Raw genomic sequence first — 26,413 nt, forward strand, 5'->3', positions numbered from 1 at the left:
AGACTGACATCGTGTCGGAGCCACCGGACGCCGCCGAGCACGGGCCGCCCGCGGATTCCTCGTTCGAGACGTTCTACGGGGCGTCGGTCGATCGGGTCCATCGCGCGCTCGCGGTCGCGCTCGGCGACGTCCATCTGGCCCGCGAGGCGACCGACGAGGCGATGGCGCGTGCCTTCGTCCGCTGGCCGGCGGTCTCCCGGTGTGACAATCCCGGCGGCTGGGTCTTCCGGGTCGGGCTCAACTGGGCGACGTCCTGGCGGCGCAAGCTGCGGCGCGAGCGTGCCCTGCCGGAATCGGAGCACGGGATGCCCGTCGTCGAGGCGCCCGGCCCGGACGGGGACGCCGCGGCCGCGTTGACACTTCTGTCGGTCGAGGCCCGCGCGGTGGTCGTCTGCCGGATCGTCTTCGGGCTGTCCACCGCGGACACCGCGGCCGTCCTGCGCATCGCCGAGGGCACGGTGCGCAGCCGGTTGTCGCGAGCGATGACCGTGCTCCGGAAAGCGCTGGAGGTCTCATGAACATCGATCAGCTCGAGGCTGCCGTCCGGACCGCCGTCGCGCACGTTCCGCCGATGCCACAGGATCTCGACCGGGTACGGGCCCGGGCCCGCGCGTTCCGGCGCCGGCGGACGGTGTTGCGGGCCGCGATGGCGGGCGTTGTCGTTCTGGCGCTCGGCGCGGCCGTGCCGGGCGTGCGGGCGATGATCCGGTCGAACGACGTCGTCGTCGGCGACCCCCACGGCCGGTATCCGATCGGGCTGTGGCGCAACCGCGACGAACCGCCCGTGACCCAGGGCCTGCCGTCCGGCCTCCACGTCCCGGGATCCTCCGGCGAGATCTCGGCGCAGATGCGCACGGTGAACGGCACCGCGACCATCGTCGCGGTGGGCGAACAGCCCGGGCTCGGCGAGGGCACGTACGCCGGGCCGGCGCCCCTACCGGGCGGGCAGCTCGCCACCATCGGGGTTGCGTCGGCGAGACAGGGCTATCGGGTGGTCGTCGTGGACGCCGGCGGGCACGTGGTGTCCTCCCGGCCGCTGCCGGAGACGAACTCCCACGCCGGCCGTTCCATGCCGATGACCGGGTCCGGCACGACCCTCTTCTGGTGGCAGCTGAGCGACCCCATCGACACCCAGCGGCCGGTGCTCCTCACCTACGACATCGCGGCCGGGACGGTCCGGCGGCTGACCCCCAGCACCGCGCCGACCGGGTTCGAGCTGCCGTACTTCGGGATGCAGGCCACCGCCGACCGGATCGTCGAGTGGCCGGCCGAGTTCGGCAGGACCTGCTCGGCCGAGGTCCTGGACGCCCACACCGGCGAGCGGGTCGCCCTGCTGCGCCCGGCGATCAGCGGGTGCACCGACGTGTACTACGCGCTCTCCCCCGACAACAAGCGCGTCGCCGCGCTGGTGACCCATCGGGACGCGAGCTCGTGGAGCCAGCGGGTGATCGTCGTCGACGCCGCGACCGGCAAGATCCAGAAAGAGTTTCCGACCCCGGCGCTCGCGGCCGGGACGGACCGCAGTCGCATCGTGTCCGGCATCGACTGGGCGGATAGAAAATACCTGCGGTACGCCCGGGGTGTCCTACCGGCGAACGGTAGGACCGAACCGGCCGCGGTTGTTCTGACCTTCAGACCATGATGCGGCGGTGGACCACGGCCCGTCCGCCGCGGGCCGGCGCCACGGCGATACCGCGGGGACGCCGCCGCTCGGCCCGCTCGGTGGTGGGTTCGATGGTGAAGTCGCGCAGCACGGTGCGCAGGACGACCCGCATCTCCAGCGAGGCGAACGCGGCGCCGATACAGCGCCGTACGCCGCCGCCGAACGGGATCCAGCCGTACGTGTCCGCGCGCGAGCCGAGGAACCGGTCCGGGTCGAAGCGCGCCGGGTCGGGGAACAGCGTCTCGTCCTCGTGCAGCAGGGCGATGCACGCGCCCATGACCGTGCCCCGCGGCATGGTCCAGCGGCCGATGCGCAGCGTGTCGGCGCGTACCTGCCGCGCGGTGAACTCGACGACCGGCCGGACGCGCTGCACCTCGATGATCGCGGCGTCCAGCAGGTCGTCGTCGCCCGCGGCCAGCCGCTCCAGCACGTCCGGGTGGCGGCGCAGCCGTTCGACCGCCCAGGCCAGCGTCGTGGCCGTGGTCTCGTGCCCGGCCGTCAGCAGGGTGAGGAGCTGGTCGGCGATCTGCTCGCGGGTCATCGGCGAGCCGTCGTCGTAGCGGGCCTGCACGAGCAGGGCGAGCACGTCCTCCCGCTGGTCGAGGCGCGGGTCGGCGGTCGCGCGTTCGACGAGCCGGTCGACGATCTCGTCGTACCGATGCCGGTATTTGTCGAAACGCGCACCGGGACCGAACCCGCCGAGGTCTCGCCGGACGGCCGGCAGCACGGCCAGCACCGAGCCGAGCTTGACCGCCCGCGGCAACAGCTCCCGCAGCTCGTCGAGCTCGGCCCCCTCGGCGCCGAAGACGGCCCGCAGAATGACGTTGAGCGTGATCCGCATCGTCGACGGCATGACCGGGAAAGGCCGGCCTTCCGGCCACGATCTCGTCTCGCGCCGCGTCTCGCTTTCGATGATCTGCTCGTACGCCCGGAGCCGGCGCCCGTGGAACGGCGGGGTCAGCAGTTTGCGCTGCCGGCGGTGCTCGTCGCCGGTGATGGCGAAGAACGATCCCCGCCCAAGCACGGAACCGAGGTTCACGTCGGGGGTGTCGGCCAGCTCGGGGGCGGTCTGGAACAGCTCGCGCACCTCGGCCGGGTCGGCGAGCATCACCATGCGGCCGAAGTTGAGCGTGTCGAGGGTGAAGGCCGATCCGTACTGACGGCGCAGGCGGCGCATGGTGCCGCTGCGGGAGACCACGAACCGCACACTCTGCGCGAGGCGGTGGTTGTGCGGGCCGTCGGGCAGAACCGCTTCGGGCGCTGTTGTCGCTGTCATGGCCACCCTCCCGGTGGTACGTCCGCGTACCGCCTCACGGTACGTTCGCGTACCAGCCGAGCACAAGACTGTCGTCACGTATTAGCGTGTCCGGTGTGACGACCACTGACGTGCCGGTCGAGGCCACCGCGCACCGCCGCCGGCTGCTGGAGGGCATGGCGGAGTGCATCCGCGCCCACGGGTACGGCGACACGACCGTGGCCGACGTCGTCCGGGCGGCGCGGACCTCCCGCCGCACGTTCTACGCGCATTTCGCCGACCGCCAGGAGTGCCTGGTCGCGCTGCTGCACGAGAGCAACCAGCGGACGATCGCCCGCATCGTCGCGGCGGTCGACCCGGTCGCGGCGTGGGAGGTGCAGGCGCGCCAGGCGATCGAGGGCTGGATCGCGGCGGTCCAGTCCGACCCGCCGATCACGCTCAGCTGGATCCGCGACGTGCCGGCGCTGGCCCAGGGCCCGTCCCCCCATTTCCAGCGGGAGACGATGCGGTCGTACGTCGAGCTGATCCAGGCGCTCACCGACACGCCGCACCTGCGCGCCGCGGGCGTACGGCCGCCGTCGGAGCAGATCGCGACCATCCTGCTCGGCGGGCTCCGCGAGCTGATCGCCACCGCGGTCGAGGACGGCCACGACGTGGCGACGATCATCGACTCCGCCGTGGAGGCGACCCAGCAGCTGCTGGGTCCGCGCCGTTAACCCCAGGGGGCAACCATGTCCGGCTACCCACGAGGCCTGTCCGCGTTCTCGCTCGAAGGCAAGAAAGCCCTGGTCACGGGCGGCAATCGCGGTCTCGGGTACGCGTTCACGCAGGCCCTGGCCGACAGCGGCGCCACGGTCGCGTTCGTCGGCCGCGGCGGCGAGGCCAACGAGGCGGCGGTCGGCCGGCTCGCGAGCGCCGGTGTCCGGGCGTACGGGATAAGCGCCGACCTGACCGTGGACGACGACGTGGACCGGGCCGTCGACCGGGCGGCCGAGGCGCTCGGCGGCCTCGACATCGTCGTCAACAACGCCGGGGTCTGCTTCCACAACCCGGCGACCGACGCCACTGACGAGCAGTGGCACGAGGTCTTCGACCTGAACGTCCGCGCGGTGTGGAAGGTCAGCCTCGCCGCCGGCCGCCACCTGCGGGAGGCCGGCGGCGGCGCGATCGTCAACATCGGCTCCATCTCCGGGCTGATCGTCAACCGGCCGCAGGCGCAGGCGCCCTACAACGCCTCCAAGGCCGCCGTCCACCAGCTGACCAAGTCCCTCGCGGCCGAGTGGGCGCCGTACAACATCCGGGTCAACGCGGTCGCGCCCGGCTACGTCAAGACCGAGATGGCGCCGGTCGACCGGCCCGAGCTGCGCCGGATGTGGATCGAGGATGCCCCGCAGCAGCGGTACGCGATGCCGGAGGAGATCGCGCCGACCGTCGTCTACCTCTGCTCGCCGGCGGCCGCCTTCGTCACCGGCTCGGTGCTGGTGATCGACGGCGGCTACACGGTCTACTGACTATTCTCCGGTCGCGCCGTCGATGGCCTCCCGGAGCAGATCGGCGTGGCCCACATGCCGGGCGTACTCCTCGATCATGTGCGCGAGGACGAACCGTACGTCCGCCTCCCCGAACTCGGGATTGGGCACCTCGCGATCAAGATCCTCGGTGACCTTCGCGAACACGTCCCGCGACTCCTGGCACGCCGCCAGGTAGTCGGCGTAGACCACGCCCGCGGGAGTGGGGTCGGTCTCGTCGTTCCATTCGCCCTGGTACGGGTAGAAGTTCGGCGTGGTGTCCGCGAGGCGCCGCTGGAACCAGTAGCGCTCGGCGCCCTGCAGATGGCGCATGAGTCCGAGCAGGGTCAGCTGCGCCGGCAGGGGGCGCCGCCGCAGCTGACCCTCGGTGAGGCCCGCGCATTTCCAGAGGAAGGTCGCCCGGTGGTAGTCGAGGTTCGAGGCGATCACCTCCTGCCATGATCCGTTGAGGGTGCGCCGGGGCCGGTCGATCCTGGGGATGACGATGTCGCTCATGCCTCTATGACGAAGCCGATGCCCGGGATTGGACAGGTGCGGCCTGCCGAATTCGAAGATGTCCGGGCAGAACAAGACCGGCGGCCGTGGCCGCGAAGGCGAGCGCCGCGGCGACGGCCATGGCCGGGACGTATCCGTCGCTGAACAGGCGCGCGGTGCCGTAGCCGCCGGCCGAGGCGAAGACCGCACCGGTCAGGGCGACCCCGAACGCGCCCCCGAGCTGCCGCAGCGTGCTGAAGGTGCCGGACGCCCGGCCGATGTCGGGCGGCGCGACCCGGCTGACGACCGACCTGGTGACGGCGGGCAGGGCCAGCGAGAACCCGACGCCGCCGACGGTCATCGCCACCGCGGTCGGCGCGTACCCGATGCCGGGCCCGGAGATGAGCGCGATCCAGCCCATGCCGATGCCGAGCAGGAGGGTGCCGGCGACGACCAGCCTCCGCTCGCCGATCCGGTCGGTGAGCGCGCCGGCCCGCGGCGCGATGAGGAACGGCGCGATGCCCCACGGCAGCAACCGCAGGCCGGCCTGTACCGGGCCGTGGCCGAGCGCGACCTGCTGGAACTGGGCAGTGAAGAAGACCGCGCTGGTCAGCGACGCGTTGACGAAGAAGACCGCCGCGTTGCCCGCGGAGAACGCCGGCGAACGGAACAGCCGCAACGGCAGCATCGGCGTGGCGGTCCGCAGCTCCCGCAGGAGGAACAGGCCGCCGAGCACGATCCCGCCGGCCAGCGTCGACACGATCTCGGCGCTGCCCCAGCCGGCCGCGTTGCCGCGCACCAGCGCCCAGGTGACGCCCAGCGCCGCCCCGGCCGCCAGGACCAGGCCCGGCAGGTCGAGAGCGCCGCCCGGCCCGCGGACCTCGGCGATCCGGCCCAGCACGAACGGGATCGCCGCCAGCGCGATCGGGACGTTCAGCCAGAAGATCCACTGCCAGGCCAGATGCTGGGTGACGACGCCGCCCAGGATCGGCCCGGCGATCGCGGCCAGCCCGGTCACGCTGCCGTAGATGCCGGTCGCCCAGCCGCGCCGCTCGGGCGGGAACGCGCCGTTGAGCAGGCCGAGCGCGACCGGCATGATCAGCGCGGCGCCGCCGCCCTGCACGGCTCGCGCCGCGATCAGCGCCCCCGCCTGGGTGGCCAGCGCGCAGGCGGCCGAGGCCGCGGCGAACAGTCCCAGCCCGAGGGCGAACACGCGGCGCCGCCCGTAGCGGTCGCCCAGCGCCGACCCGGTCATCAGCAGAACCGCGAAGCTGAGCGTGTACGCGTTGACGGTCCACTCGAGGTCCTCGAGCGAGGCGCCGAGATCCCGCTGGATCGCCGGCAGCGCGGTCGCCACCACCAGCATGTCCAGCACCACGATGAACGAGGCGAGGGAGCTGAGCGCGAGCACCCACCGCTGAGCCTTCGTCGCTCCGCTCATCGCAGCACCAGTTCCTCTCGAGCCGCCGGTGCCTTTTGCTTCGCGGGCGCCAGGACCGCGGCGACGGTGCCGGCCAGCGCGACCGCCGCGGCCACCACCTCGGCCGCCTTGAAGCCGGAGATGAAGTGGGCTGGCGACGTGTAGTCGCCGTTCGCGCTGAACACCGCGGCCAGGATCGCGACGCCGAACACGCCGCCGACCTCGCGCAGGGCGTTGTTGGTGCCGGCCGCGACCCCGGAATCCTCGATCGGGACCGCGCCGACCACGGCGTTGGCGACGGTCGGGAAGCACATCGCGGTGCCCGTGCCGGCCACGATGAGCGGGAACACCAGGCTGCCGTAGCCGACGCCCTCCTCGGTGACCGCGGCCAGCCAGATCAGCCCGGCGCCCTGCAGCAGCAGGCCGAACAGCATGAACGGCCGGTTGCCGACGCGGTCGGCCAGCGCGCCGGCGATCGGCGCCACCAGCATCGGCATCGCGGTCCAGACCAGGATCCGCAGGCCGGCGCTGAGCGGGCCGTACCCGAGACCGGTCTGGAACAGCTGCGCGATCATGAACAGCGAGCCGATCAGCGAGACCTGCTGGAAGAACACGACGGCGTTCGCCGTGGAGAACGCCCGGCGCCGGAAGTACCCCAGCGGGAGCATCGGGTACGGGGCTCGCCGCTCCCACATGAGGAACGCGACCATCGCGACGACACCGATCAGGGCGGCGCCGACGACCTCGCTGCTCCCCCAGCCGACACTCGGCGCGCGGGCCGGTGCCCAGGTCAGGGCGAGCAGGGCGAACGCGCCGAGGAACAGGCCGGCGAGGTCGAGCTGCGGCCGCGGTCCGTGGCTCTCCCGCAGCAGCAGGCGCGAGAGCACGAGCGCGACGATCCCGACCGGCACGTTGATCCAGAAGATCCACTGCCAGGAGACGCCCTCGGTGATGGCGCCGCCCACGATCGGGCCGGCCGCCACGCCGAGGCCGGTGATGCCGCCCCAGATGCCGATCGCCGCGCCCCGCTTCTCGACCGGGAAGGCGTCGCTGATCAGCGCGAGGGTCAGTGGGAGCACGACCGCGGCGCCGGCGCCCTGGAAGATGCGGGCCGCGATCAGCGTCCCGACCGAGGTCGACAGGGCGCAGGCCGCCGAGCCCGCCGCGAACACGCCGAGGCCCACGACGTACATCCGGCGCCGCCCGAAGCGGTCGCCGAGCGCGGCGCCGGTGAGCATCAGGCTCGCGAACGCCAGGTTGTACGCGTTGATCGTCCATTCCAGGCCGGGAAGGCTCGCGTGCAGGTCGGCCCGCAACGTCGGCAGGGCGGTGGAGACGACCACCACGTCCAGGGACGTGACAAAGGCGCCGATCGATGCGAGGAGCAACGTCCAGCCGGTCCGGACCGGCGGTGAACTTGACATGGGAACATCCGTCTCATTCGGGCTACGAGGTCGCGAATGAAGACTTGGCGCGCGCATCGAACTCGTCGGCGGGTGGTCTTGGCCACAATCAGCTCGCGGACCGACCAGTTCCCGGCCTCGCGCGGGTCTGCACCACCATGACGCAGCCCGTCGAGGAGTTCTCCCGCCTCACCGAGCCCTACCGCCGGGAGTTGCTGGCGCACTGCTACCGCATGCTGGGCTCGGCGCACGACGCCCAGGACGTGGTCCAGGAGACCTACGTGCGCGCCTGGCGCGGCTTCGACAGTTTCGAGGGCCGCTCGTCACTGCGGGTCTGGCTGTACCGCATCGCGACCCACGCCTGCCTCACCGCGCTCGAGCACAGCAGCCGCCGGGTCCTGCCCGCCGGCCTGGGGCCGGCCGGCGACCCCGAACAGCCGCTCTCGGTCGCCGGCCCCGATGTCGCCTGGGTCCAGCCGCTGCCCTCTCCGGACCCGGCCGCGATAGTCGCCACCCGCAGCAGCGTGCGGCTGGCCCTGGTGGCCGCCCTGCAGTACCTCCCGGCGAAACAGCGGGCCGTCCTGATCCTGCGCGACGTGCTCGCCTGGCACGCCGCCGAGGTCGCCGATCTGCTCGACACCTCGGTCGACGCGGTCAACAGCGCCCTGGCCCGGGCCCGGGCCCACCTGGCGCGGACCGGCCTGACCGAGGAGATGCTCGCCGAACCGGCCAATCCCGGCGACCGCATCCTGCTGAACCGCTACGCACGCGCCTTCGAGAACGCGGACACCGAGGAGCTGCTGCGTGTGCTGCGCGACGACGTGACCATGGAGATGCCGCCGCACCTGACCTGGTTCGCCGGAAACGAGGCGGTCACCCGCTTCCTGACCACCACGGTCGTCGACTGCGCCGGCCCCTTCCGCACGCTCCCCGCGGCCGCCAACGGCCAGCCGGCCCTGGCCACGTACACCCGCGGCGCCGACGGCCGCTACCACCCGCACGGCCTGCAGATCCTCACCCTGACCCGGACCGGAGTCTCCCGGATCGTCTCCTTCCACGATCGAAGCCTCTTCGAGCCCTCCGGCCTCCCGCCCCACCTGGACGAGACCGCCCCGGCCCTCAGACCCGCGACAGCGCCCGGTCGCTGACCACGCATCGCATGCCGTACCGGCAGACCGCCTCGGACCCGCCGGAGACGATGCTCGACGTGCTCGGCGGCCTCCGGCCGGTCCCAGGAACCGATCTTCATCCAATATCGTTGGTCCCTACCCGGCGCGACATCCGACCTCCGAGGGGCGACAACGCCGGTCGGCGAGTACACCTACCACCTGGACCTGACGCCGCGGTTCTACCACTGGAAAGGGTCGGCCGTGATCACGCGGACCGCCAAGGCGGCCGGTGTGGACGACTATCGCCACACCTTCAAAATCACGGCGATGCGGCGCGGCGCGTACGTCGTGGTCAATCTCCTCGGGACGAAGGGCAACCCCGGTTCCATGGCGACCGGCCTGTTCCTGCTGCAGCAGCGTGGAGCGCGAATGACCGGGGAATGGACATATCGTCCGGGTGGAACCGAGGTACCCGAGTCCGAGAAGATCAGCTTCAAGAGGATGTGAGCCGGTCCCGGGTCAGAAGCCGGGGAAGATCGCTCGCAGGTCGTCGAGGGTGACGTTGCCGGTGACCTCGAGGCCGGGCGGGGTGTGTGCCGGGGTCAGGCGGCCGACCAGCAGCCGCAGCGCCGCCTCGAGCGGTCCGTCGAAGGTCGCGGTGGCGGCGGCCGGGTCCGAGGTGAAGTGGGCGCGCTCGTCGAGGACGATGCGGTACGGGGTGCCGGCGATCTCGACGACGGCCGGCTCGCGGATGGCCTCGGTCTGGGCGATGAAGCTCAGGAAGAAGCTCAGGCCGCCCACCATGTGCTCGGCCAGCAGCTCCGCCGAGTCGTCGGCGAGGGCCGCCGCCGGGTCCACGCCGACGCGGATGTCCCAGCCGTGATGGATCACTTCGCTCAACCGCATTCCGGCGTACGACGCCAGCGGGAGCGCCTGCGGCAGGAAGCCCGGGTTGATCGCGATCTCGTCATAGCGCTCGGGTGCCACCGCCTCCAGGGCCGCCACCAGCGCCGCGTCCGACACGACCGCGTCCGCGGCCTGGGCCTCGGGGCTCTTGGCGTTCCACCGGTCCCACACGCTCTGGTTGAAGCCGGGGCCGGGCGGCTCGGCCTCGCCGATGCCGGCGCGGAAGGTGGCGAGCGTGATCTCGGAGCCGCTGCCCAGGTGGGAGAAGACCTGCGCCACGGTCCAGTCCGAGGCGCCGGACTGGCCCTTGAGCTGGGCGGGCGAGATGGTGGCGCCGGCCGACGCCAGGTCGTCGTGCTCGGAGCGCAGAGCCGCGATCGTGCGGGCCGCAAGGGTTGTCATGACCCAAGCCTAGATCCACCCCCGATCACCTTCACGGGATGAGGCGCTTCCGCGCGGCCGCGCCCAGCCTGACGTGATGAGTGGCGATACCGGATTGGCCGGCAAACAGGGACGCCTCGCGATCCTGCTCGCGATGGCGATGTTCGTGCTGGTCGTGGACACGTCGCTGATGAACGTCTCGATCGCGGCGGTGGTCCGCGATCTCGGCACGACCACGAGCGGGGTCCAGTCCGCGATCGCCCTGGAGGCTCTGGTGTCCGCCGCCTTCATCCTGATCGGCGGGAAGGTCGGCGACCTCATCGGGCGCAAGCGTGCGTACGTGCTGGGCCTGCTCGGATACGCCGTCGGCGCGCTGGCGATGACGCTGGCCCAGAGCCTGACCGTGGTCATCATCTTCTGGGCGCTGGTGGGCGGCATCGGCGCCTCGCTGCTGCTGCCGTCCATGCAGTCGCTCATCCACGGCAACTTCCAGGGGCCGGCGCAACGGCGGGTGTACGCCCTGGTCGGCGCCGCGGCTGCGATCGCGGCCGCGGTCGGGCCGTTGCTCGGCGGCTTCATCACCACGTACCTGTCGTGGCGGGTGGGATTCGCGCTGGAGGTCGTCATCATCGCCGGCGTGCTCTCCGGCATCGGGCTCGTCCGCAACGTCCCCTACACCGGCGAGCGCAGCATCGACATCGTCGGCTCGATCCTGTCGGTCATCGGCATGGGCGGCATCGTGCTCGGCATCCTGGTGTGGCAGGAGGGCGGCGAGGCGGTTCTCGGGCTCATTCTGCTCGGCGTGGCGGCCCTGGCCGGGCTGGCGTACTGGCTGGTGCGGCGGGCGCGCTCGGGCAAGCCGCACCTGCTCGACCCGGCCCTGTTCAAGTCGCCGATGTTCCGGGTGGGCATCTCCCAGCAGCTGCTGCAGCAGATCGCCCTGGGCGGCCTGATGATCGCGCTGCCGATCTACCTGCAGATGGTGCTGGAGTACAGCGCCATGCTGGCCGGCCTGTCGATCGCGCCGCTGTCGCTGAGCATGTTCGCCGTGGCCCTGCTGGCCGGCAAGCGGGCCGGGCGGCGGCGACCGGCGAGCATCGTCGGGGCCGGGTTCCTGCTCGTCTCCATCGGGGTCGGGCTGCTGATCCCGATCGTGCCGCGCGCGGAGTTCGGCTGGGGCCTGCTGATCCCGCTGGCCATCGCCGGGTCCGGGCTCGGCCTGCTGGTGTCGCAGCTCAACGACTACACGCTCGCGCCGATCTCCGAGGAGCGGGTGAGCGAGGCCGCCGCCGTGAACTCGGCCGGTGGCTCGTTCGGGCTGTCGTTCGGGCTGGCGTTCGCCGGCGCGATCATGCTGGCGGCGCTCTCCCTCTCCTTCACCAACAAGGCCGACGCGAGCACCGTCCTCTCCCCCGCCCAGCAGACCCAGGTCGCGCAGGCGCTCGACGAGAACGCCGAGGTCATGACCAACGCTCACCTCGACGAGCTGCTGGCCGGCCAGACCCCCGAGGTGAAGGCGGAGATCCTCCGCATCAACACCGAGGCCCGGCCCATCTCCCTGCAGGTCGCTCTGCTCATCCCCCTGCTGGCCGCCCTGCTGGGCCTGCTGAACTCGATCCGGATGCGGCGCCTGCCCGATCCCGAGCCGTCCAACACGGACGGTGCGGTGCTGGGCTGACGCAGGCCATTGACTGACCTCTATCGGCGCGCGAAGATTTCCCGACAGTTACATCAAGTCGTGAAATTACGTCGAGGGGCCTACCGCCGATGTCCCGTACCAAAGTCGCGGCCATGCTGGCCGCGGTCGTCGCCACCGCCGCCGGCCTGAGCAGCCCGGCCCACGCGGCCGCCGCCACCACCGTCCAGGTCTACCTGAGCTCCGAGTCCCGCACCGCGGGCTACGAACCCAAGAACGGCAACTGGTACACCAATCCCGCCACCGGCCTGGCCGGCACGCCGTACCAGCTGAGCCGCCAGGCCGACCTGGCCACCGCGGCCGCCGGCGGCACCGCGACCATCACCGTCGACACGACGCAGCAGTTCCAGACCGTGCTCGGCGTCGGCTCCTCGCTCGAGGAGTCCACGATCTACAACCTGTCGCGGATGAGCGCGGCCGGCCGGGACGCCGCGCTGCGCGCCCTGGTCGACCCGGTCAACGGGGCCGGGTTCAACGTCGCCCGGATCACCCTGGGCACCAGCGACTTCACCTCGCACGACTTCTACACGTACGACGACGGGGCCGCCGATCCGACGCTGGCGCGCTTCTCGATCCAGCGCGACATCGACTACCACATCATCTCGACGCTCCAGCAGGCCCTCGCGATCAACCCGAACCTGAAGATCTTCGCGAGCGCGTGGAGCGCGCCGCCGTGGATGAAGACCAGCAACAACATCATCGGCGGCAGCCTGCTCAGCCAGTACATCCCGACGCTCGCCTCGTATTACGGGAAGGCGGTCCGGGCGTACGCGGCGCAAGGAATTCCGATCCATGCCCTGACCCTGCAGAACGAGCCGCTGTTCCAGCCGGCTGACTACCCCGGCATGCTCGTCTCGGCCGATCAGGAGCGTCAGCTGGCCAAGGCCGTCCGCACCGAGCTGCCGACGACGAAGATCTGGGCGTTCGACCACAACTTCTCCGAGGGCGTCTCGTACGCGGCCGGCGTGCTCACCGCCGACGCGCGCTCGTCCGTCGACGGGATCGCGTTCCACGACTACGCCGGCGACCCCTCCGCGATGGCGACGGTCAAGGCCACGTACCCGGAGAAAGATGTTTTGATGACCGAGCGCTCGGTGTGGGGCACCTCGGGCGCCGACCGGATCGTGCAGTACTTCCGCAACCAGGCCACCCTGTACGAGGGCTGGGTGTCGATGCTCGACCAGAACCGCTCGCCGGAGCGCTGGTCCGGCTCGCCCGACCCGACCATGCTGGTGCAGAGCCCGTCCAACCCGGACACGTTCTGGAAGCTGCCCGACTACAACATGATCGCCCAGTTCTCGAAGTTCGTGAAGGCGGGCGCCAAGCGGGTGGCCAGCGGTTACGGCTCGACCGGCTCGGTCACCGACGTCGCCTTCGTCAACCCCGACAACTCGCTGGTCACCGTCGTGGTCAACCAGACCTCGGCCAACCAGACCTTCACCCTGCGGGCCGGTACCCGCCAGTTCACCGCCACCCTGCCGGCCAAGACCACCGGGACCTACGTCTGGGCCGGCGCCGGGGATGCCGGTTCCGGGCCGTCGCACACCGGCCCCATCGTCGGGTACGGCGGAAAGTGCGTCGACGTGGCCGGCGCCAACTCGGCCAACGGCACCGCGGTCCAGCTCTACACCTGCAACGGCACCGCCGCGCAGTCCTGGACGGTCGGCACCGACGGCACGGTCCGCTCGCTCGGCAAGTGCCTCGACGTGGCCGGGGCCAACTCCGCCAACGGCACCAAGGTCCAGCTGTACGACTGCAACGGCACCGCCGCCCAGCAGTGGACGCCGAATTCCGACGGCACCCTGCGCTCGCTGGGCAAGTGCCTGGACGCCACCGGCCCCAGCTCGGCCGACGGCACCCGCCTGCAGATCTGGGACTGCTTCGCCGCCGCCAACCAGAAATGGACCCTGCCCGCCTAGGTGTACGGGTTCGCCCACGGGAACCGATCCACCGCGTTCAGGTGCTCGAGCTGATCCTCGGTCAGCTCGAGCCCGACACCGTCCAGCGCACTGTCCAGCTGGCCTGGCTTGCTGGCGCCGAGCATCGGCCTGATGCCCCGGCTCAGCAGCCAGGCCAGCACCACCTGGCCACGGGCGGCGCCGCTTTCGGCCGCGACCTCATCCAGGGCGGCCAGCCGGGCCGTGGTGCCCGGGTGGTCGTACACGCGGGGAATGGTTTTTGCGGGGTTGTCGTAGGCACCCGACAACAAGGGCGTGTACGCCCACAAGTCCATCCCGTGCTCCGTCGCGTAGTCGGCCTGCTCGTCGCTGAGCACCCCGAACCGGTGCACGACCCCCGGCGGCAGCGTCCCCGGCCGCGGCCGCAGGTAGGTGGCGTTGAGCTGCATCGCGTCGAACGGCCGCGCCCCGATCGCGACGGCGTGCGCACGGGCCCGCTCGACCCGCCACGCCGGATGGTTGGAGAAGCCGAACCGGTCGGCCGCCAGCCCGGCCAGCGCTTCGACGGTCTCCTCGATCGGCACCGACCGGTCCTCCTGGTGCAGCCAGAGCAGGTCGACACGATCGATGCCGAGTCGGTCGAGACTGCCGGCGAACGCCGCTCGCACCGCGGCCGGCGACAGCCCCTCCCGCCGCTCCGGCCCGGCGCCGGGCTCGAGCCGGTCGGCGCCCAGCTTGGTGGCGATCCGCACCCGGTCGCGAACACCCGGGCGGGCCGCGAGCCAGCGGCCGAGCAGCCGCTCGCTGTCGCCACCGAGGCCGGAGTCGGTGGCCCAGAAGGCGTACACGTTGGCGGTGTCGATCCAGACACCGCCGCGCTCGACGAACCGGTCGAGCAGCGCGAAGGACGTGCCCTCGTCGACAGCGGTGCCCAGCATCATCGCCCCGAGCACCAGCCGGGCGGGCGCGGTTTCAGTCATGCCGTCGACCTTGGCATCTGGAGCGCACTCCAGGTCAAGCAGGCTTGGCGCAGAACCTTCACCGCGGCGGCACACCTTCTCCGCAGGCGTTTTCTAGCCTTCGGCCATGCGCGTGACGATGATCCTGCCGGCACTGACCGAGGCGACCAGCCCGCTGTTCCGGCCGATCAAGTACTCGTTGTTCCCGCCGCTCGGGCTGGCCACGCTGGCCGGTTACCTGGACCCCGACGACGAGGTGCGCATCCTCGACGAGCACGTGGAGCGGATCGGCGGTCAGGTCGCGGACGACCGGCCCGACCTCGTGGTGATCCAGGTTTACATCACGTCGGCCCGGCGCAGCTACGAGCTTGCCGACCGGTACCGCGAGCGCGGCGTCTTCGTGGCCCTCGGCGGGCTGCACGTGACCTCGCTGCCGGACGAGGCCGCCGCGCACGCCGACGCGATCTTCCTCGGGCCCGGGGAGGACACCTGGCCTCGCTTCCTGGCCGACTTCCGCCGGGGTGAGCCCGCGAAACGGTACGTCTCCACCGAGCGCACGCTGCAGGGCCTGCCCCCGGTGCGGCGCGACCTGATCAGGCGGGAGCGCTATCTCGTACCCAATTCGATCGTCGTGTCGCGTGGCTGCCCGCACCACTGCGACTTCTGCTACAAGGACGCGTTCTTCGCGGGCGGCAAGTCGTTCTACACCCAACTGGTGGATGATGCCCTCGCCGAGATCGACCGCCTGCCCGGCCGGCACCTCTATTTTCTCGACGACCACCTGCTCGGGAACCGCCGCTTCGCCGAGGCCCTGTTCGAGGGCATGAGAGGCATGAACCGGGTCTGGCAGGCGGCCGGCACCGTCGACGCGATCCTCGCGCCCGGCCTGCTGGAGAAGGCGGCCGCCGCCGGGCTGCGCAGCATGTTCGTCGGCTTCGAGACGATCAACGCGGGCAACCTGGCCGAGCAGCGCAAACGGCAGAACGTCGGGCGCAGCTACGAGGCCGTGGCGCGGCGGCTGCACGACGCCGGGGTCATGGTCAACGCCAGTTTCGTGTTCGGCATGGACGGCGACGGCCCCGACGTCTTCGACCGGACCGTCGCCTGGGGAGTCGACGTCGGGCTCGAGACCGCCACGTTCCACATCATGACGCCGTACCCGGGCACCGCGCTGTTCCGCCGGATGGAGGCCGCGGGCCGGATCGTGCACCGGGACTGGGACCGCTACGACACCCGGCACGTGGTGTACAGGCCGCGCGGGCTGAACCCCTCGCAGCTCGAGGCCGGTTATTGGAGGGCGTACCGGGACTTCTATCGGTGGCGGTCCATCTGGCGCGGCGCCGCCGGCAAGCCTCGCGACTACCGGATGCGGCACCTCGCGTACGCGGGCGGCTGGAAGAAGTTCGAGCCGGTCTGGGACGCGCTGATCCGTTCCCGCCAGGTGCTTCGGGCCCTGCCGTTGCTGGAGACGACGCTCAACGGCATGCGGCGCTGATGCCGATCGCCGCCTCACCGCCTCACCGCCTCGCCGACGGGGTGGACGATGACGTCGGCCACCACCGCCGGCGAGACCGCATACGCGAGCGGTCGGCAGGTCCGGTCAGCCCCGGTTATGGGTGGACCGGCCCGCTGGGCCCGAAGTCGAGGCGGCTCGAATGCAGGATCATGAACGTGGTGCTCCGGACGAACGGCTTGACGTCCGCGGCGGCCAGCACCCCGGTGTACTTGGCCATGATCGGCTCGGCGGCGAGGTCGGTGATGGTGTCGAGGTAGAGCTGCACCGCGGCCCAGACGTTCGCGCCGTACTTGACGAAGTACGGCGTCGGGTCGACCGTGCCGAGCATCTGCTTCACGCTGGCCTGGATGTCGGCGATGTACTGCTGGTGCAGGCCGACGGTATCGCGGTTGCCGACCTGGCCCAGGTGCCCACCGATGAAATGCGTCCACGGGTAGGACTGCGCGATCGACGGCGCCTCGATGTAGCCGGGCACGTCCTCGCTGAGGTTGAGGTTGAACACCGGCACCCAGCCGGCGTTCACGATGTCGACGAGCATGAGGGTGTCGTGGTCCGGGAAGTGGATGTAGATGTTGTCCGGCGAGTGGTTCGGCCCGTGGTACGCCAGTTCGACCCGCTCACCGCCGACCTCCAGGGTGTAGCGGTCCTGGAAGGTCACGTCCGGCAGCGGCCGGCCCGGGTCGTTGTCCCGCCGCAGCAGCCGCTTGGTCTCCTCGTGCCCGATCCGGGTCACGTCATTGCCGAACAGCGACGAGGCGGCGCCGTGGTCGGCGTGGTGATGGGAGTACACGAGATGGGTCACCTTGTTGCCGGCGCCCTCGGCCACGGCCATCTCGTCGACGGCCCGCCGCAGGTTGTGGCCGATGCTCGGCGGCGCGTCGAACAGCACGACGCCGTCCGAGGTGAGCAGGAACGCCGACTGGTACGTACCGTCGGTGACGCTGAACAGGTTCCGTTCGACTCGGCCGACGTGGTACCCCTGCTCGTTGAGGGCCGGGCCCAGGGAGGCCTCCGGCACCGGGGCATAGTCCGGCAGGTGGGGTGTGCTGTCCGCGGGTGTGCTGGACGAAGTCATGCGCTCGCCTCCATGTTCGCGCTCGGTGCCGATCAGGCCTGTTGAGGTTCACTGCCGGGACGGTGAGCCGTCGTCACCGGATTCCGGTGATCCGGCCGCCACCGGCAGCTCGACCCCGGAGAGATCAGCGCGACCCGAGCCGCGTCCTCATGAAGCCCGATGCTCGGCCGAGCGCCGCCGCGGCCTCGTCGAGGACTCCGCCGAAGCCTTGGAACACGTGCGGGGCGCCGGGAGTGACGTCGAGCGTGACGGCGACGTCGCTGGTGGCGGCCCGGGCCGCGAGCCGGAGCGCGTCGCTGAGCAGGATCTCGTGCGACCCCACCTGGATCAGCATCGGCGGCAGTCCGCTGAGGTCGCCGAAGATCGGGCTGATCAGCGGGTCGGCGGCGTCGGCCCCGCCGACGTACTCCGGGGCCCGGACGCGCAGGCCCTCAGGGGTCAGGATCGGGTCGAGCGACTCCCGCGCGACCAGGGACTCGCCGGACAAGGTCAGATCGGCATAGGGCGACAGCAGGTACAGGCACGAGGGCATGGGCAGACCGGCCTCCCGGGCCGCGAGCAGGACCGCCACCGCCAGCCCGCCGCCCGCCGACTCGCCCGCCAGCACGATGCGACCGGGGTCCACGCCCTGCCCGAGCAGTCCCTCATAGGCCGCACGAGCGTCGTCGACCGCGGCCGGATAAGGGTGCTCGGGAGCGAGCCGGTAGTCGAGGGTGACAGCCCTGACGCCCGCACGCCGGGCGATGTCACCCACCAGCGGGACGGTCGCCACGGCCGAACCGATGACGTAGACGCCGCTGTGGAAGTACAGCATGACGTTGTCGGTCTCGTGGCCGGCGATCGTGACCTCGATGCCGCCGACGCCGCCGATCTCGATGGGCTTCTGCAGGACATCGGGGGGCACCGGGACCTGCGAGACGAACGCGTCGAATGCCGCTCGCACCGACGCGACACCGGCCGTGGTATCGAGCCGGCCCTGGCGCAGGATGCCATCCAACTGGCTCAGCTGTTCCTTGCTCATCGGCAGTTCTCCCCCTCGGGCGTCGGCGCTGCTTCGCTCGCCACAGGGTCGCCCCGATCCGGCCGAGTTGTCGTCGCCGGAATGTGGTGATTCCTGGTCACGGCACGCGAAGACCATTGCGGAGTTTCGAGCGCGACCGCATCTACGCCGAGCAGGCGCGGCGCCACCCGGGTTTCGCCGAGTACGAGCGCCAGACTGCCGGAATCCGCACCATCCCGGTGCTCGAACTTGAGCTGCAGACCGACCCGGCCTGAACGCATCCGCTGAGCCGCAGCTCGGCGGCATAGGCGACCCTCCATGTCTGACCGCGGTGCGTAGATGATCTACAGTGAGCCGATGGCACGGGAGTTCACCGTTGTGTTGCGCGGATACGAGCGGAAACAGGTCGACGCGGCTCTGGCCCGGGCCTTCGACGCGCTGGCCCCCGACGGCGGGGTCGCCCAGCGCACGGCGGCACGCGACGCGCTGCGGGCGGCCGAGTTCGAGGTGGCGCTTCGCGGCTACGACCGGCTCCAGGTCGACGAGGTGGTGCAGGGGCTTCTGCGGGAGCTCGACAACGTCGTGGCCGGCGACGACCTGCGGTCGACGCTGGGCTCGGTGCTGCGCATGTCGCAGCCCGACGATCAGCTGATCGTCGACGAGGTCCGGCGGCTGCGGGAACTGGCCGACCAGCACAACCTCTGAGTCAGGCCGGGTTCGCGGCGCGCAGCTCCACGCAGCAGCGGCCCGGGTGCGGGGCCAGCACCGGCGCCGAGTCGGTCGCGCCGAGCCCGTCGACCAGCCCGGACAGGAACGCGTGGTTGAGCCCGCACACCAGCGTCGTGTGCCGGGCGGCCAGCGCGTGGAACGGGCAGTTGTGCAGCGTGACCGCGCCGGGGTCGGGCCTCGGCTCGAAGCCCAGGCCGGCCAGCGCGCCGACCACATCCTGCCCGGGCGGCAACAGCGCCGACAGATCCCGCCCGCGGCGGTAGGCCAGCCGGGCGGCGGCCTCCGCGGCCGGCTCCTCGCCGCCGGCCACCGCCTCGGCCAGGATGTCGGCGATCAGCTCGTAGCGCCGCTGCGGAATCGTCACGGCCAGGCCGTCGCCGGCGGCCTCGTACACCTTCGGTGCGCGTCCCCGGCCCCGCGGCTGATCGGCCGGCGCCGCGTAGCGGGCCGTCAGCAGCCCGGCGTCGACCAGCTTGTCCAGGTGGAACGCGGCCAGCCCGCGGGACATCGCGGTGGCTGCCCCCGCCTCGTCCCGGCCGACCGGGTGGTCCTGGCGGCGGACGTAGTCGTACAGCGCGCGCCGCGACGGGTCGGACAAGGTCGTGACGGCGTCCCACGGGTCGTCCATGTCGCGAGATTATCACCAACGAGGGCTCTTGAAATTCCCGCCGATCAGGCGCAGGCTCGTCATTAAACACAATGGCCATTGGTGAAAATGGAGGCCGCGGATGACGATCGCGCCGGAACGTGACCTGCTCTCCGCCGAGCGCGCCGCCGAGGCGTTCCTGTCCGCGGTCGGCGTGGATTTGTCGGCCCCCGGCCTGGCCGAGACGCCGATGCGGATGGCCAGGGCGTACGCCGAGCTGCTCACCCCGCGGGAGTTCGTGCTCACCACGTTCGACAACGACGAGGGGTACGACGAGCTGGTCCTGGCCCGGTCGATCCCGGTGCGCTCGCTCTGTGAGCACCACCTGTTGCCGTTCATCGGCGTCGCGCACGTGGGCTACCTGCCCGGCGACCGCATCCTCGGCCTGTCCAAGCTGGCCCGCGTCGTCGAGCTCTTCGCCTGCCGGGCCCAGGTGCAGGAACGGCTGACCAAGCAGGTGGCCGACTGGCTGAACACCCATCTGCGCCCGCGCGGCGTGGGCGTGGTGATCGAGGCCGAGCACCTGTGCATGAGCCTGCGCGGCGTCCAGGCCGTCGGCGCGCGGACGGTCACCTCCACCCTGCTCGGCGCGCTGCGCGACGACGCCCGCTCGCGCGCCGAGTTCCTCGCCGTGGCCGGCCTGAACTCCACCTCCAAGGGGGAACGATGATCGACGACCGCACCTTCGTGATCGTGGGAGCCGGCCTGGCCGGCGCCAAAGCCGCCGAGACCTTGCGCTCCGAGGGATTCCCCGGGCGCGTCGTGCTTCTGGGCGAGGAGACCGAGCGGCCGTACGAGCGGCCGCCGCTCTCCAAGGGCATGTTGCTCGGCACGGCCGAACGCGGCAGCGTGTACGTGCACGCGGCCGACTGGTACCGCCGGCACGACGTCGACCTGCGCACCTCCACCCCGGTGCGGGCGCTCGACCGGACCGCGCGCGAGGTCCGCCTGGCCGACGACAGCACCATCGGCTACGACCGGCTGCTGCTCGCCACCGGCGCCGAGCCCCGCCGCCTGCCGATCCCCGGCGACGTCACCTATCTCCGTACGCTCCAGGACAGCGACCGGCTGGCCGCGAACCTGCACGAGGGCGCCCGCCTGGTGATCGTCGGCGCCGGATGGATCGGCCTCGAGATCGCGGCCGCGGCCCGGGAGCGTGGCGCGGCGGTCACGGTGATCGAGACCGCCCCGCTGCCGCTGCACCGGGTGCTCGGCGACCGGCTCGCCGCGTCGTTCGCCGCGCTGCACGCGGCGCACGGCGTGGTGTTCCACTTCGGCCGGCAGGCCGCCGAGTTCCGCCCGGACGGGGTGGTGCTCGACGACGGCACCGTGTGCCCGGCCGACACCGTGCTGGTCGCGGTGGGCGTACGGCCGCGAACCGACCTGGCCGAAGCGGCCGGGCTGGCGGTGGACGACGGCGTCCCGGTCGACAGCCGCCTGCGCACGAACGACCCGTTCATCTTCGCCGCCGGTGACATCGCCGCCGTCGACAACGTGCTGCTCGGCCACCGGGTCCGAGTGGAGCACTGGGCGGCCGCGATCGACACCGGCGAGGCGGCCGCCCGGGCCATGCTGGGTCAGGAAGTGGCGTACGACCGGGTGCCGTACTTCTTCACCGACCAGTACGACCTGGGCATGGAGTTCGCCGGCTGGATCCCGCCCGGCACCGACCCCGAGCTGGTGATCCGTGGCGACCTGGCGGCCCGCGAGTACGTCGCCTTCTGGCACGACAAGGGCCGGGTGCTGGCCGGCATGAACGTCAACGTCTGGGACGTCAACGAGTCGATCCAGGACCTGGTGCGCTCCGGCGTCGAGGTCGACCCGGCCCGGATGGCCGACCCGGGCGTCCCGCTGGCGGAGCTGACTCAGTAGCAGTCACCTACGGCAATTCCGGCGGAATGAGGCCCGACCTATTCCTACTTGATGTAGGTTCGGGGTGATATACGGCATTAGGCGAGGATGACACTGCCGCATGACGACCCTGGTGCTGGCCGAGGACGATGACGACATCCGGCCCATCGCTGCCCGTATTCTCCGCCGGGCCGGATTCACCGTCATCGAGGCGACCGACGGATCGGTGGCGCTGGCGGCGGTTCGCGAGCACCGGCCCGCGGCGGTGGTCAGCGACATCGACATGCCGGCAATGTCGGGCATCGACCTGTGCCTGGCCCTGCGCGCCGATCCGGTGACCCGCGACCTGCCGGTCATCTTCGTCAGCGGCAGCCTGCTGCCCGGCGATGCCCGGCCCGCGCAGGCACAGGCCACCGCGGTGCTCTCGAAGCCGTTCTCGCCCGGCGAACTGGTCGCCTGCGTGGAGACGGCGCTGGCCGACGGGAACCAGCCGAGCTAGCGGGCCTGGCCGATCGGAAGGCGCACGACCACCCGCGAGCCGGGCCCGGCGACCGGAACCAGCCGGATGGTTCCCCGGTGGCTCTCCACGACCGCACGACTGATGGCCAGGCCGAGCCCGTTTCCGGCGATCCCGTGCTTGCGGGCGCGCTGCGTGCGGTGGAACGGCAGGAACAGACCGCCCCGCTCGTCGTCGGGGATGCCGAGGCCGGTGTCGGTGACCGTGAGCTCGGCGGCGGCCGGACGCGGCCTGGTCACGGCGACCGTCACCCGGCCTCCGCCGATGGTGTGCTTGACGGCGTTGTCGAGCAGGTGGTCGGCCATCTGCCGGATCCGGACCGGATCGCCGGTGATCGTCGGGCCGGCGTCGAGGTCGAGCGCGATGCAGACGCCGGCCGCCGAGGCGAGCGGCTGTACCGCCTTCGCGGCCGCCTCGACCACGGCGGCCAGGTTGACCGGCTCGCATGCCAGCTGGGCGTGCCCGCCGTCGAGAGCGGCCAGGTCCAGCAGCTGGTCGATGATCCGCCGCAGGGCGGTGCTGTTGCGGCCGAGGACGTCGAGCAGGCCGGGCAGGTCGTCGGCCACAGTGGCGGGGTCGGACTCCCGGAGCATCTCGACGTAGGCGCCGATCGAGGTCAGCGGGGTCCGCAGCTCGTGGCTGATCAGGGCGAGGTAGTCGTTCCGGCTCCGGTCCAGCGCCACCGTGAGCTCGTCCGCGCGGCGCCGCTCGAGGAACTCGGCGATGCGCGTGCCGATCCCGGACAACAGGCTGATCAGCGGGTCGGCGGGGTCGTCGACGGCCGCGGCGAAGAAGGACAGGACGGCGAGGACCCGGCCGCCGGAGGGCGCGGGCACCGCGAGGCCGGTCTTCGGCTTCGCGGCACCATCCGGCGGGTCGCAGGTCCAGACCGGCGCGCCGGTCCGCCAGGCGGCCTCGGTCAGAACGTCCGCCTCCGCCGGCGACGGCGCGCCCTCACCGTCGGGGAAACGGGCGGCCAGCACGAGCGCACCGGCCTCCCGGTCGGCCAGCCAGAGCTCCGAACGCGGCCACCCGAAGGCGACGCAGACGGTCGCCAGGATTCCCGGCGCCGCCTCGTGGATGTCGTCGGCGACCTTCAACGCGTCCGCCACCGCCTGCTCCACATGCCGGAACCGTTCGGCGCGGCAGCGGTCGGTCACGTCCCGGACGGCGACCACCGCGCCCAGCCGCCGGCCGTCCGCGCCGACGATGGGCTGGGCGTCCGCGTACACCGTCTTGGTGGGCTTGCCGGGGACGCTGACCGTGAGCTCGGCATCGCACACCTGATCGCCACGCAGCGCCCGGCAGAGCGGCAGTTCCTCGAACGGCACCGGCCGACCGCGGTCGTCGGTCAGGAGGCTGTGCTCGACGCATTCGCTGATGTGAGCGCCGATCGGCATCGCGCCGGACAGCAACCGGGTGGCGGCGTTGGTGAACACCAGCCGGCCGTTCTCGTCGCAGGCGGCCACTGCCACGTGCAGGTGCTGCAGCACCGCCTCGAGGAAGCGGCGGTGGGTGTCGGCTCGTTGCTGCTCGGCCACCAGGGCGGTGCACGCCTGCGCCGCCTCGTCGACCGCGGCCAGTTCGTCGGGCGTCCATCGCCGGGGACGAAGATCCACGACGGTGCACACGCCGACGACGCGTTCCTGCGGGTCACGAATCGGAAACCCCGCATACGCCCGTACGCCGAGGGTGCGCGCCGGCGCGTACCGCGGCACCCGGGGATCCTCCGTGATGTCGGCGATGATGATCGGGTGCTGGTGCCCCAGGACCAGACCGGCCAGGGTGACGGAGGTCGGCGTGGGCCCGAACCGCGGCCAGTCGTCGGGCATCCCGGCCGCCCCGGCCAGCTGCAGCCGCTCCCCATCCTCGGTCAGATGTATCAGCGCGATCGGCGCGTTCGCCGACCGCGTGATCATCGCGGCCAGCTTGGCCGCCGGTCGATCCGGGCCGCTGCCCAGGCAGAGCTGGACGATCCGGCTTTCGCTGACGGCTTCCGACCCACTCACATTTCCGAGCCAACCATCATCCCGTACGCCGTCGGCGCTACTTGCCGGTTAATGAGGTCTCCTGGTTCACCGGCGCGGCGGCAAGGGTGTCGTCCGGCGCGACGGTCGGCAGGGTGAAGGTGAAGCGGGTGCCGCCGCCGGGGTTCTCGGTGGCGGCGATGGTGCCACCGTGGCGGGTGACGATGCGCTCGCAGATCGCGAGGCCGAGACCGGTGCCCTGGTAGCCGCTGTGCGCGGCGGCCCGGTGGAACGAGGCGAAGATGTGCGGCTGGTCGGCGAGGGGGATGCCGATGCCGCGGTCGGCGATGGTGACGGCCCATCGGTCGTCGTGCCGGTGCGCGGAGATGTCGATGCGGGCCGGCTGCCCCGGCGCGGTGTATTTGAGGGCGTTGCCGACGAGGTTGTCGATCAGCTGGCGGATCATGCCGCGATCGGCGTGCACCAGCGGCAGCGGCCCGATGTAGATGTCCGGGAACAGGACGGGCGTGCCGTCGGTCCCGGTAGCGCGCAGGTGCGCGGTCCGCTCGTGGACCACGTCGTCGACGACGTCCGCGAGGTCGACCGGCTGACTGTCGAGGGGTGCGTCGCGGGCGGTGGCGTACGTGAGAAGGTCGTCGATCAGGGTGCGCATCCGGTCCACGCCGCGGCGGATCCGCTCCACCTGCGGGCGGAGCAGGTCCGGCGAGGCACCGTCGCCCAGGTCGTCCTCGACCAGTTCGGCGTATCCGGCGATGGACGACAACGGTGACTTGAGGTCGTGCGCGACCACGCCGGCGAAGGCGCGCAGCTCGTTCTCGCGCTCCCGCAACTGCGTGATGTCGTACGCCGAGGCGACCGCACCGGTGATGTGGCCGTCGCCGTGCCGCAGCGGGCGGCTGTGCACGACGACGAAGCGAACAGAGCCGTCCGGCGCGTGCGTGACCAGCTCCATGCTCGTGACCAGCTCGCCGCGCAGCGACCGCAGCAGCGGCAGGTCGGCCGGCTCGACCGGGGTTCCGTCCGGATGCTCGTAGCCGAGTGCCTGCGCCCGTTCCGCGATGGTCTTCGGAGCGTCCGCGCCCGGCACGGCGGCTCGGGCGGAACGGTTGGCGTGCACGATCGCGCCGTCGTTGTCGCAGGTCAGCACCGACGGCTCGAGAGCGTCGAGCACCTGGGCCAGGAAGGCCCGCTGGGCGTCCAGGTCGTCGCGGGCCCGGCGCAGATCCGCCTCGATCGCCTCCCGCCGCGCCAGCTCCCGCCCCAGCACCCCGGCGTGGTCGCGCGCCTCGAGCTCGGCGGCGGCCAGGCCCGCGGTGGCCGCCTCCACCTGGGCGCGGGCCCGGCGGCGACCGGTCGCCAGCACGGCGACCAGGGTGGCGAGCAGGTAGCTGACCGCGCTCCCGCCGATCGCGACGGTGGCCGGCATGCCGCTCCCGGCGCCGGGCAGGGCGCGGCCGTGCGCCGCGAGCTGCAGCTGCCAGCGCCGATCGGCGACCGTGAGGCTGACGTCGCGGGTGATGTCCCGGCGACCGTGCACGGGCGCGGTCAGCCGGGCCACCGAGACCTGCTCCTGGTTGCTGTTGAGCGCGCGCAGGTCGATGTCGAGCAGCCGCTGCGACACGCGTTGCAGCGTGGCCGCGGCGAAGTTCTGGCCGCGCAGGCCCATCAGCACCCAGCCGCGGAACGCCCGGCCGCCCGGCCCGGAGTCCAGCCCGTACACCGGCGCGGTCAGCACGAACGACATCTGCCGCTGGCTCTCCGGCAGATGGCTGTCGCGCAGCAGGTGGTAGGCATCGGAGACGGCCGGCTGGCCGCTGCGACGGGACTCGTTCAGCGCCGCGGTCGGCGCGGGCGCCTGCGAGACGTCGATGCTGACTCCGGACACGACCGAGCCGTCCAGCGGGGTGGCCAGGACCGAGAAGAGATGCTCGGCCGCCGTTCCGGCCGGGGTCAGCTGCAGACCCTTCGCGCCGCGTGAGCGCCAGAACGCCTGCACCGCCGGGATCTGCGACTCCGTCGCCGGTACGAGGTACGCGATCGAGGTCACCCCGGCCAGCCGCATCGACGCCAGCGGCGCGGTGAACCCGCGGAACTTCTCCGCGGTCAGCTCGTTGAACGAGCCCGCGGCCGCCGCGACCGTGCGCAGCGTGTCGACGTAGCGGCCGGCCTCCGCGGTGACCGACTCCTGCGCCTGCCGGGCCCGCCGGTCCAGCTGCTGCTCGGCGACGCCCCGCTGCCCGGCGGCAAGCGCGGCCGCGACGGCGACGGACAGCGCGGTCCCGCCGACCGCCACCAGCGCGGTGAGGGCCACGACCGAGCGCAGCCCGGGAACTCGGCTCCTCAGCGTGCCCACCTCCCGGCCTCCGGCAAGGTCCCCTCCGTCAGATCGGCAGGTTGC

General features: G+C 71.8%; 25 protein-coding genes. 14 read left to right on the plus strand and 11 right to left on the minus strand.

Going from position 1 to position 26,413, the window contains the following annotated elements; translation table 11 throughout:
• Positions 1–11: 11 nt before the first annotated feature.
• Positions 12–518 carry an RNA polymerase sigma factor gene (locus A3CQ_RS0103450; protein ID WP_020509516.1) on the plus strand — a complete coding sequence of 169 codons (507 nt, stop codon included), beginning with the start codon at positions 12–14 and terminating at the stop codon, positions 516–518.
• Complete coding sequence (locus A3CQ_RS0103455; protein WP_020509517.1) at positions 515–1,642, plus strand: hypothetical protein; 1,128 nt, start codon at positions 515–517, stop codon at positions 1,640–1,642. Before A3CQ_RS0103450 ends, A3CQ_RS0103455 begins: the two co-directional genes overlap by 4 nt.
• On the opposite strand, the gene A3CQ_RS0103460 is transcribed toward A3CQ_RS0103455, so the two are convergent.
• Positions 1,632–2,939 carry a cytochrome P450 gene (locus A3CQ_RS0103460; RefSeq protein WP_026205244.1) on the minus strand — a complete coding sequence of 436 codons (1,308 nt, stop codon included), beginning with the start codon at positions 2,937–2,939 and terminating at the stop codon, positions 1,632–1,634. The genes A3CQ_RS0103455 and A3CQ_RS0103460 overlap by 11 nt on opposite strands.
• A 95-nt stretch (positions 2,940–3,034) precedes the next feature.
• Between A3CQ_RS0103460 and A3CQ_RS0103465 the strand changes: the two genes are divergently transcribed.
• The gene (locus A3CQ_RS0103465; protein WP_020509519.1) at positions 3,035–3,634 is read left to right on the plus strand and encodes a TetR/AcrR family transcriptional regulator; all 600 of its coding nucleotides are present in this window, start codon (positions 3,035–3,037) and stop codon (positions 3,632–3,634) included.
• A gap of 15 nt (positions 3,635–3,649) precedes the next feature.
• Positions 3,650–4,429, plus strand: a complete 780-nt coding sequence (locus tag A3CQ_RS0103470; RefSeq protein ID WP_020509520.1) for an SDR family NAD(P)-dependent oxidoreductase — start codon at positions 3,650–3,652, stop codon at positions 4,427–4,429.
• On the opposite strand, the gene A3CQ_RS0103475 is transcribed toward A3CQ_RS0103470, so the two are convergent.
• Genes A3CQ_RS0103475 through A3CQ_RS0103485 form a run of 3 tightly spaced genes read right to left on the minus strand, consistent with a single transcriptional unit; the run spans position 4,430 to position 7,765 of the window.
• Positions 4,430–4,942: a DinB family protein gene (locus tag A3CQ_RS0103475; protein WP_020509521.1), complete on the minus strand. Its 513-nt coding sequence runs from the start codon at positions 4,940–4,942 to the stop codon at positions 4,430–4,432. It abuts the gene before it with no gap.
• Between the two features lie 4 nt (positions 4,943–4,946).
• Positions 4,947–6,362, minus strand: a complete 1,416-nt coding sequence (locus tag A3CQ_RS0103480; RefSeq protein WP_040431278.1) for an MFS transporter — start codon at positions 6,360–6,362, stop codon at positions 4,947–4,949.
• Positions 6,359–7,765 (minus strand): MFS transporter, encoded by a 1,407-nt coding sequence (locus A3CQ_RS0103485; protein ID WP_040431281.1) that lies wholly within the window; start codon positions 7,763–7,765, stop codon positions 6,359–6,361. The genes A3CQ_RS0103480 and A3CQ_RS0103485 overlap by 4 nt, the downstream gene beginning before the upstream one ends.
• Positions 7,766–7,902: 137 nt before the next feature.
• Here A3CQ_RS0103485 and A3CQ_RS51320 point away from each other — a divergent pair, with 137 nt between their 5' ends.
• Both A3CQ_RS51320 and A3CQ_RS0103495 read left to right on the plus strand, forming a co-directional pair.
• A complete protein-coding gene (locus A3CQ_RS51320) occupies positions 7,903–8,892 on the plus strand; it encodes an RNA polymerase subunit sigma-70 (RefSeq protein ID WP_020509524.1) in 990 nt (329 codons plus the stop codon).
• Between the two features lie 222 nt (positions 8,893–9,114).
• Positions 9,115–9,360, plus strand: a complete 246-nt coding sequence (locus tag A3CQ_RS0103495) for a hypothetical protein (protein ID WP_020509525.1) — start codon at positions 9,115–9,117, stop codon at positions 9,358–9,360.
• 12 nt (positions 9,361–9,372) lie between these two features.
• Here A3CQ_RS0103495 and A3CQ_RS0103500 read toward each other — a convergent pair whose 3' ends face one another.
• Positions 9,373–10,161 (minus strand): maleylpyruvate isomerase family mycothiol-dependent enzyme, encoded by a 789-nt coding sequence (locus A3CQ_RS0103500; protein ID WP_020509526.1) that lies wholly within the window; start codon positions 10,159–10,161, stop codon positions 9,373–9,375.
• Positions 10,162–10,237: 76 nt separating this feature from the next.
• Here A3CQ_RS0103500 and A3CQ_RS0103505 point away from each other — a divergent pair, with 76 nt between their 5' ends.
• Complete coding sequence (locus A3CQ_RS0103505) at positions 10,238–11,818, plus strand: MFS transporter (RefSeq protein ID WP_040431283.1); 1,581 nt, start codon at positions 10,238–10,240, stop codon at positions 11,816–11,818.
• 89 nt (positions 11,819–11,907) lie between these two features.
• Positions 11,908–13,755 carry a ricin-type beta-trefoil lectin domain protein gene (locus tag A3CQ_RS51325; RefSeq protein ID WP_020509528.1) on the plus strand — a complete coding sequence of 616 codons (1,848 nt, stop codon included), beginning with the start codon at positions 11,908–11,910 and terminating at the stop codon, positions 13,753–13,755.
• Here A3CQ_RS51325 and A3CQ_RS0103515 read toward each other — a convergent pair.
• Entirely contained in the window at positions 13,752–14,714 is a 963-nt protein-coding gene (locus A3CQ_RS0103515) for an aldo/keto reductase (RefSeq protein WP_020509529.1), read from the minus strand. The two genes, A3CQ_RS51325 and A3CQ_RS0103515, sit on opposite strands and share 4 nt — an antisense overlap.
• A 106-nt stretch (positions 14,715–14,820) precedes the next feature.
• Here A3CQ_RS0103515 and A3CQ_RS0103520 point away from each other — a divergent pair, with 106 nt between their 5' ends.
• A complete protein-coding gene (locus A3CQ_RS0103520) occupies positions 14,821–16,188 on the plus strand; it encodes a B12-binding domain-containing radical SAM protein (RefSeq protein ID WP_026205247.1) in 1,368 nt (455 codons plus the stop codon).
• 115 nt (positions 16,189–16,303) lie between these two features.
• Here the strand turns inward: A3CQ_RS0103520 and A3CQ_RS0103525 are convergent, their stop codons facing one another.
• Both A3CQ_RS0103525 and A3CQ_RS0103530 read right to left on the minus strand, forming a co-directional pair.
• Entirely contained in the window at positions 16,304–17,284 is a 981-nt protein-coding gene (locus A3CQ_RS0103525; protein ID WP_020509531.1) for an MBL fold metallo-hydrolase, read from the minus strand.
• A gap of 124 nt (positions 17,285–17,408) precedes the next feature.
• On the minus strand, positions 17,409–18,305 hold the full coding sequence (locus tag A3CQ_RS0103530; protein WP_020509532.1) for an alpha/beta hydrolase: 897 nt from the start codon (positions 18,303–18,305) through the stop codon (positions 17,409–17,411).
• A 116-nt stretch (positions 18,306–18,421) separates the two neighbouring features.
• On the opposite strand from A3CQ_RS0103530, the gene A3CQ_RS60465 reads away from it, so the two are divergent.
• On the plus strand, positions 18,422–18,559 hold the full coding sequence (locus A3CQ_RS60465) for a hypothetical protein (protein ID WP_020509533.1): 138 nt from the start codon (positions 18,422–18,424) through the stop codon (positions 18,557–18,559).
• 82 nt (positions 18,560–18,641) lie between these two features.
• Positions 18,642–18,989, plus strand: coding sequence for a DivIVA domain-containing protein (locus A3CQ_RS57005; protein WP_020509534.1), 348 nt, complete (start codon positions 18,642–18,644; stop codon positions 18,987–18,989).
• A gap of 1 nt (position 18,990) precedes the next feature.
• On the opposite strand, the gene A3CQ_RS0103545 is transcribed toward A3CQ_RS57005, so the two are convergent.
• On the minus strand, positions 18,991–19,641 hold the full coding sequence (locus tag A3CQ_RS0103545) for a helix-turn-helix transcriptional regulator (RefSeq protein WP_020509535.1): 651 nt from the start codon (positions 19,639–19,641) through the stop codon (positions 18,991–18,993).
• 100 nt (positions 19,642–19,741) lie between these two features.
• Between A3CQ_RS0103545 and folE the strand changes: the two genes are divergently transcribed.
• From folE to A3CQ_RS0103560, 3 genes are all read left to right on the plus strand, one after another.
• A complete protein-coding gene (gene folE / locus A3CQ_RS0103550; protein WP_020509536.1) occupies positions 19,742–20,329 on the plus strand; it encodes a GTP cyclohydrolase I FolE in 588 nt (195 codons plus the stop codon).
• Entirely contained in the window at positions 20,326–21,531 is a 1,206-nt protein-coding gene (locus A3CQ_RS0103555) for an NAD(P)/FAD-dependent oxidoreductase (RefSeq protein ID WP_020509537.1), read from the plus strand. The genes folE and A3CQ_RS0103555 overlap by 4 nt, the downstream gene beginning before the upstream one ends.
• A gap of 100 nt (positions 21,532–21,631) precedes the next feature.
• Entirely contained in the window at positions 21,632–22,009 is a 378-nt protein-coding gene (locus A3CQ_RS0103560) for a response regulator (RefSeq protein ID WP_020509538.1), read from the plus strand.
• Here A3CQ_RS0103560 and A3CQ_RS51335 read toward each other — a convergent pair.
• Together A3CQ_RS51335 and A3CQ_RS51340 are read right to left on the minus strand one after the other, a co-directional pair.
• On the minus strand, positions 22,006–24,036 hold the full coding sequence (locus A3CQ_RS51335) for an ATP-binding protein (protein ID WP_020509539.1): 2,031 nt from the start codon (positions 24,034–24,036) through the stop codon (positions 22,006–22,008). The two genes, A3CQ_RS0103560 and A3CQ_RS51335, sit on opposite strands and share 4 nt — an antisense overlap.
• Positions 24,037–24,073: 37 nt before the next feature.
• Entirely contained in the window at positions 24,074–26,368 is a 2,295-nt protein-coding gene (locus A3CQ_RS51340) for an ATP-binding protein (protein ID WP_157295246.1), read from the minus strand.
• Positions 26,369–26,413 lie beyond the last annotated feature (45 nt).

The organism is Paractinoplanes globisporus DSM 43857 (assembly GCF_000379645.1).
In the GTDB taxonomy this organism is placed as follows: Bacteria; Actinomycetota; Actinomycetes; order Mycobacteriales; family Micromonosporaceae; genus Actinoplanes; species Actinoplanes globisporus.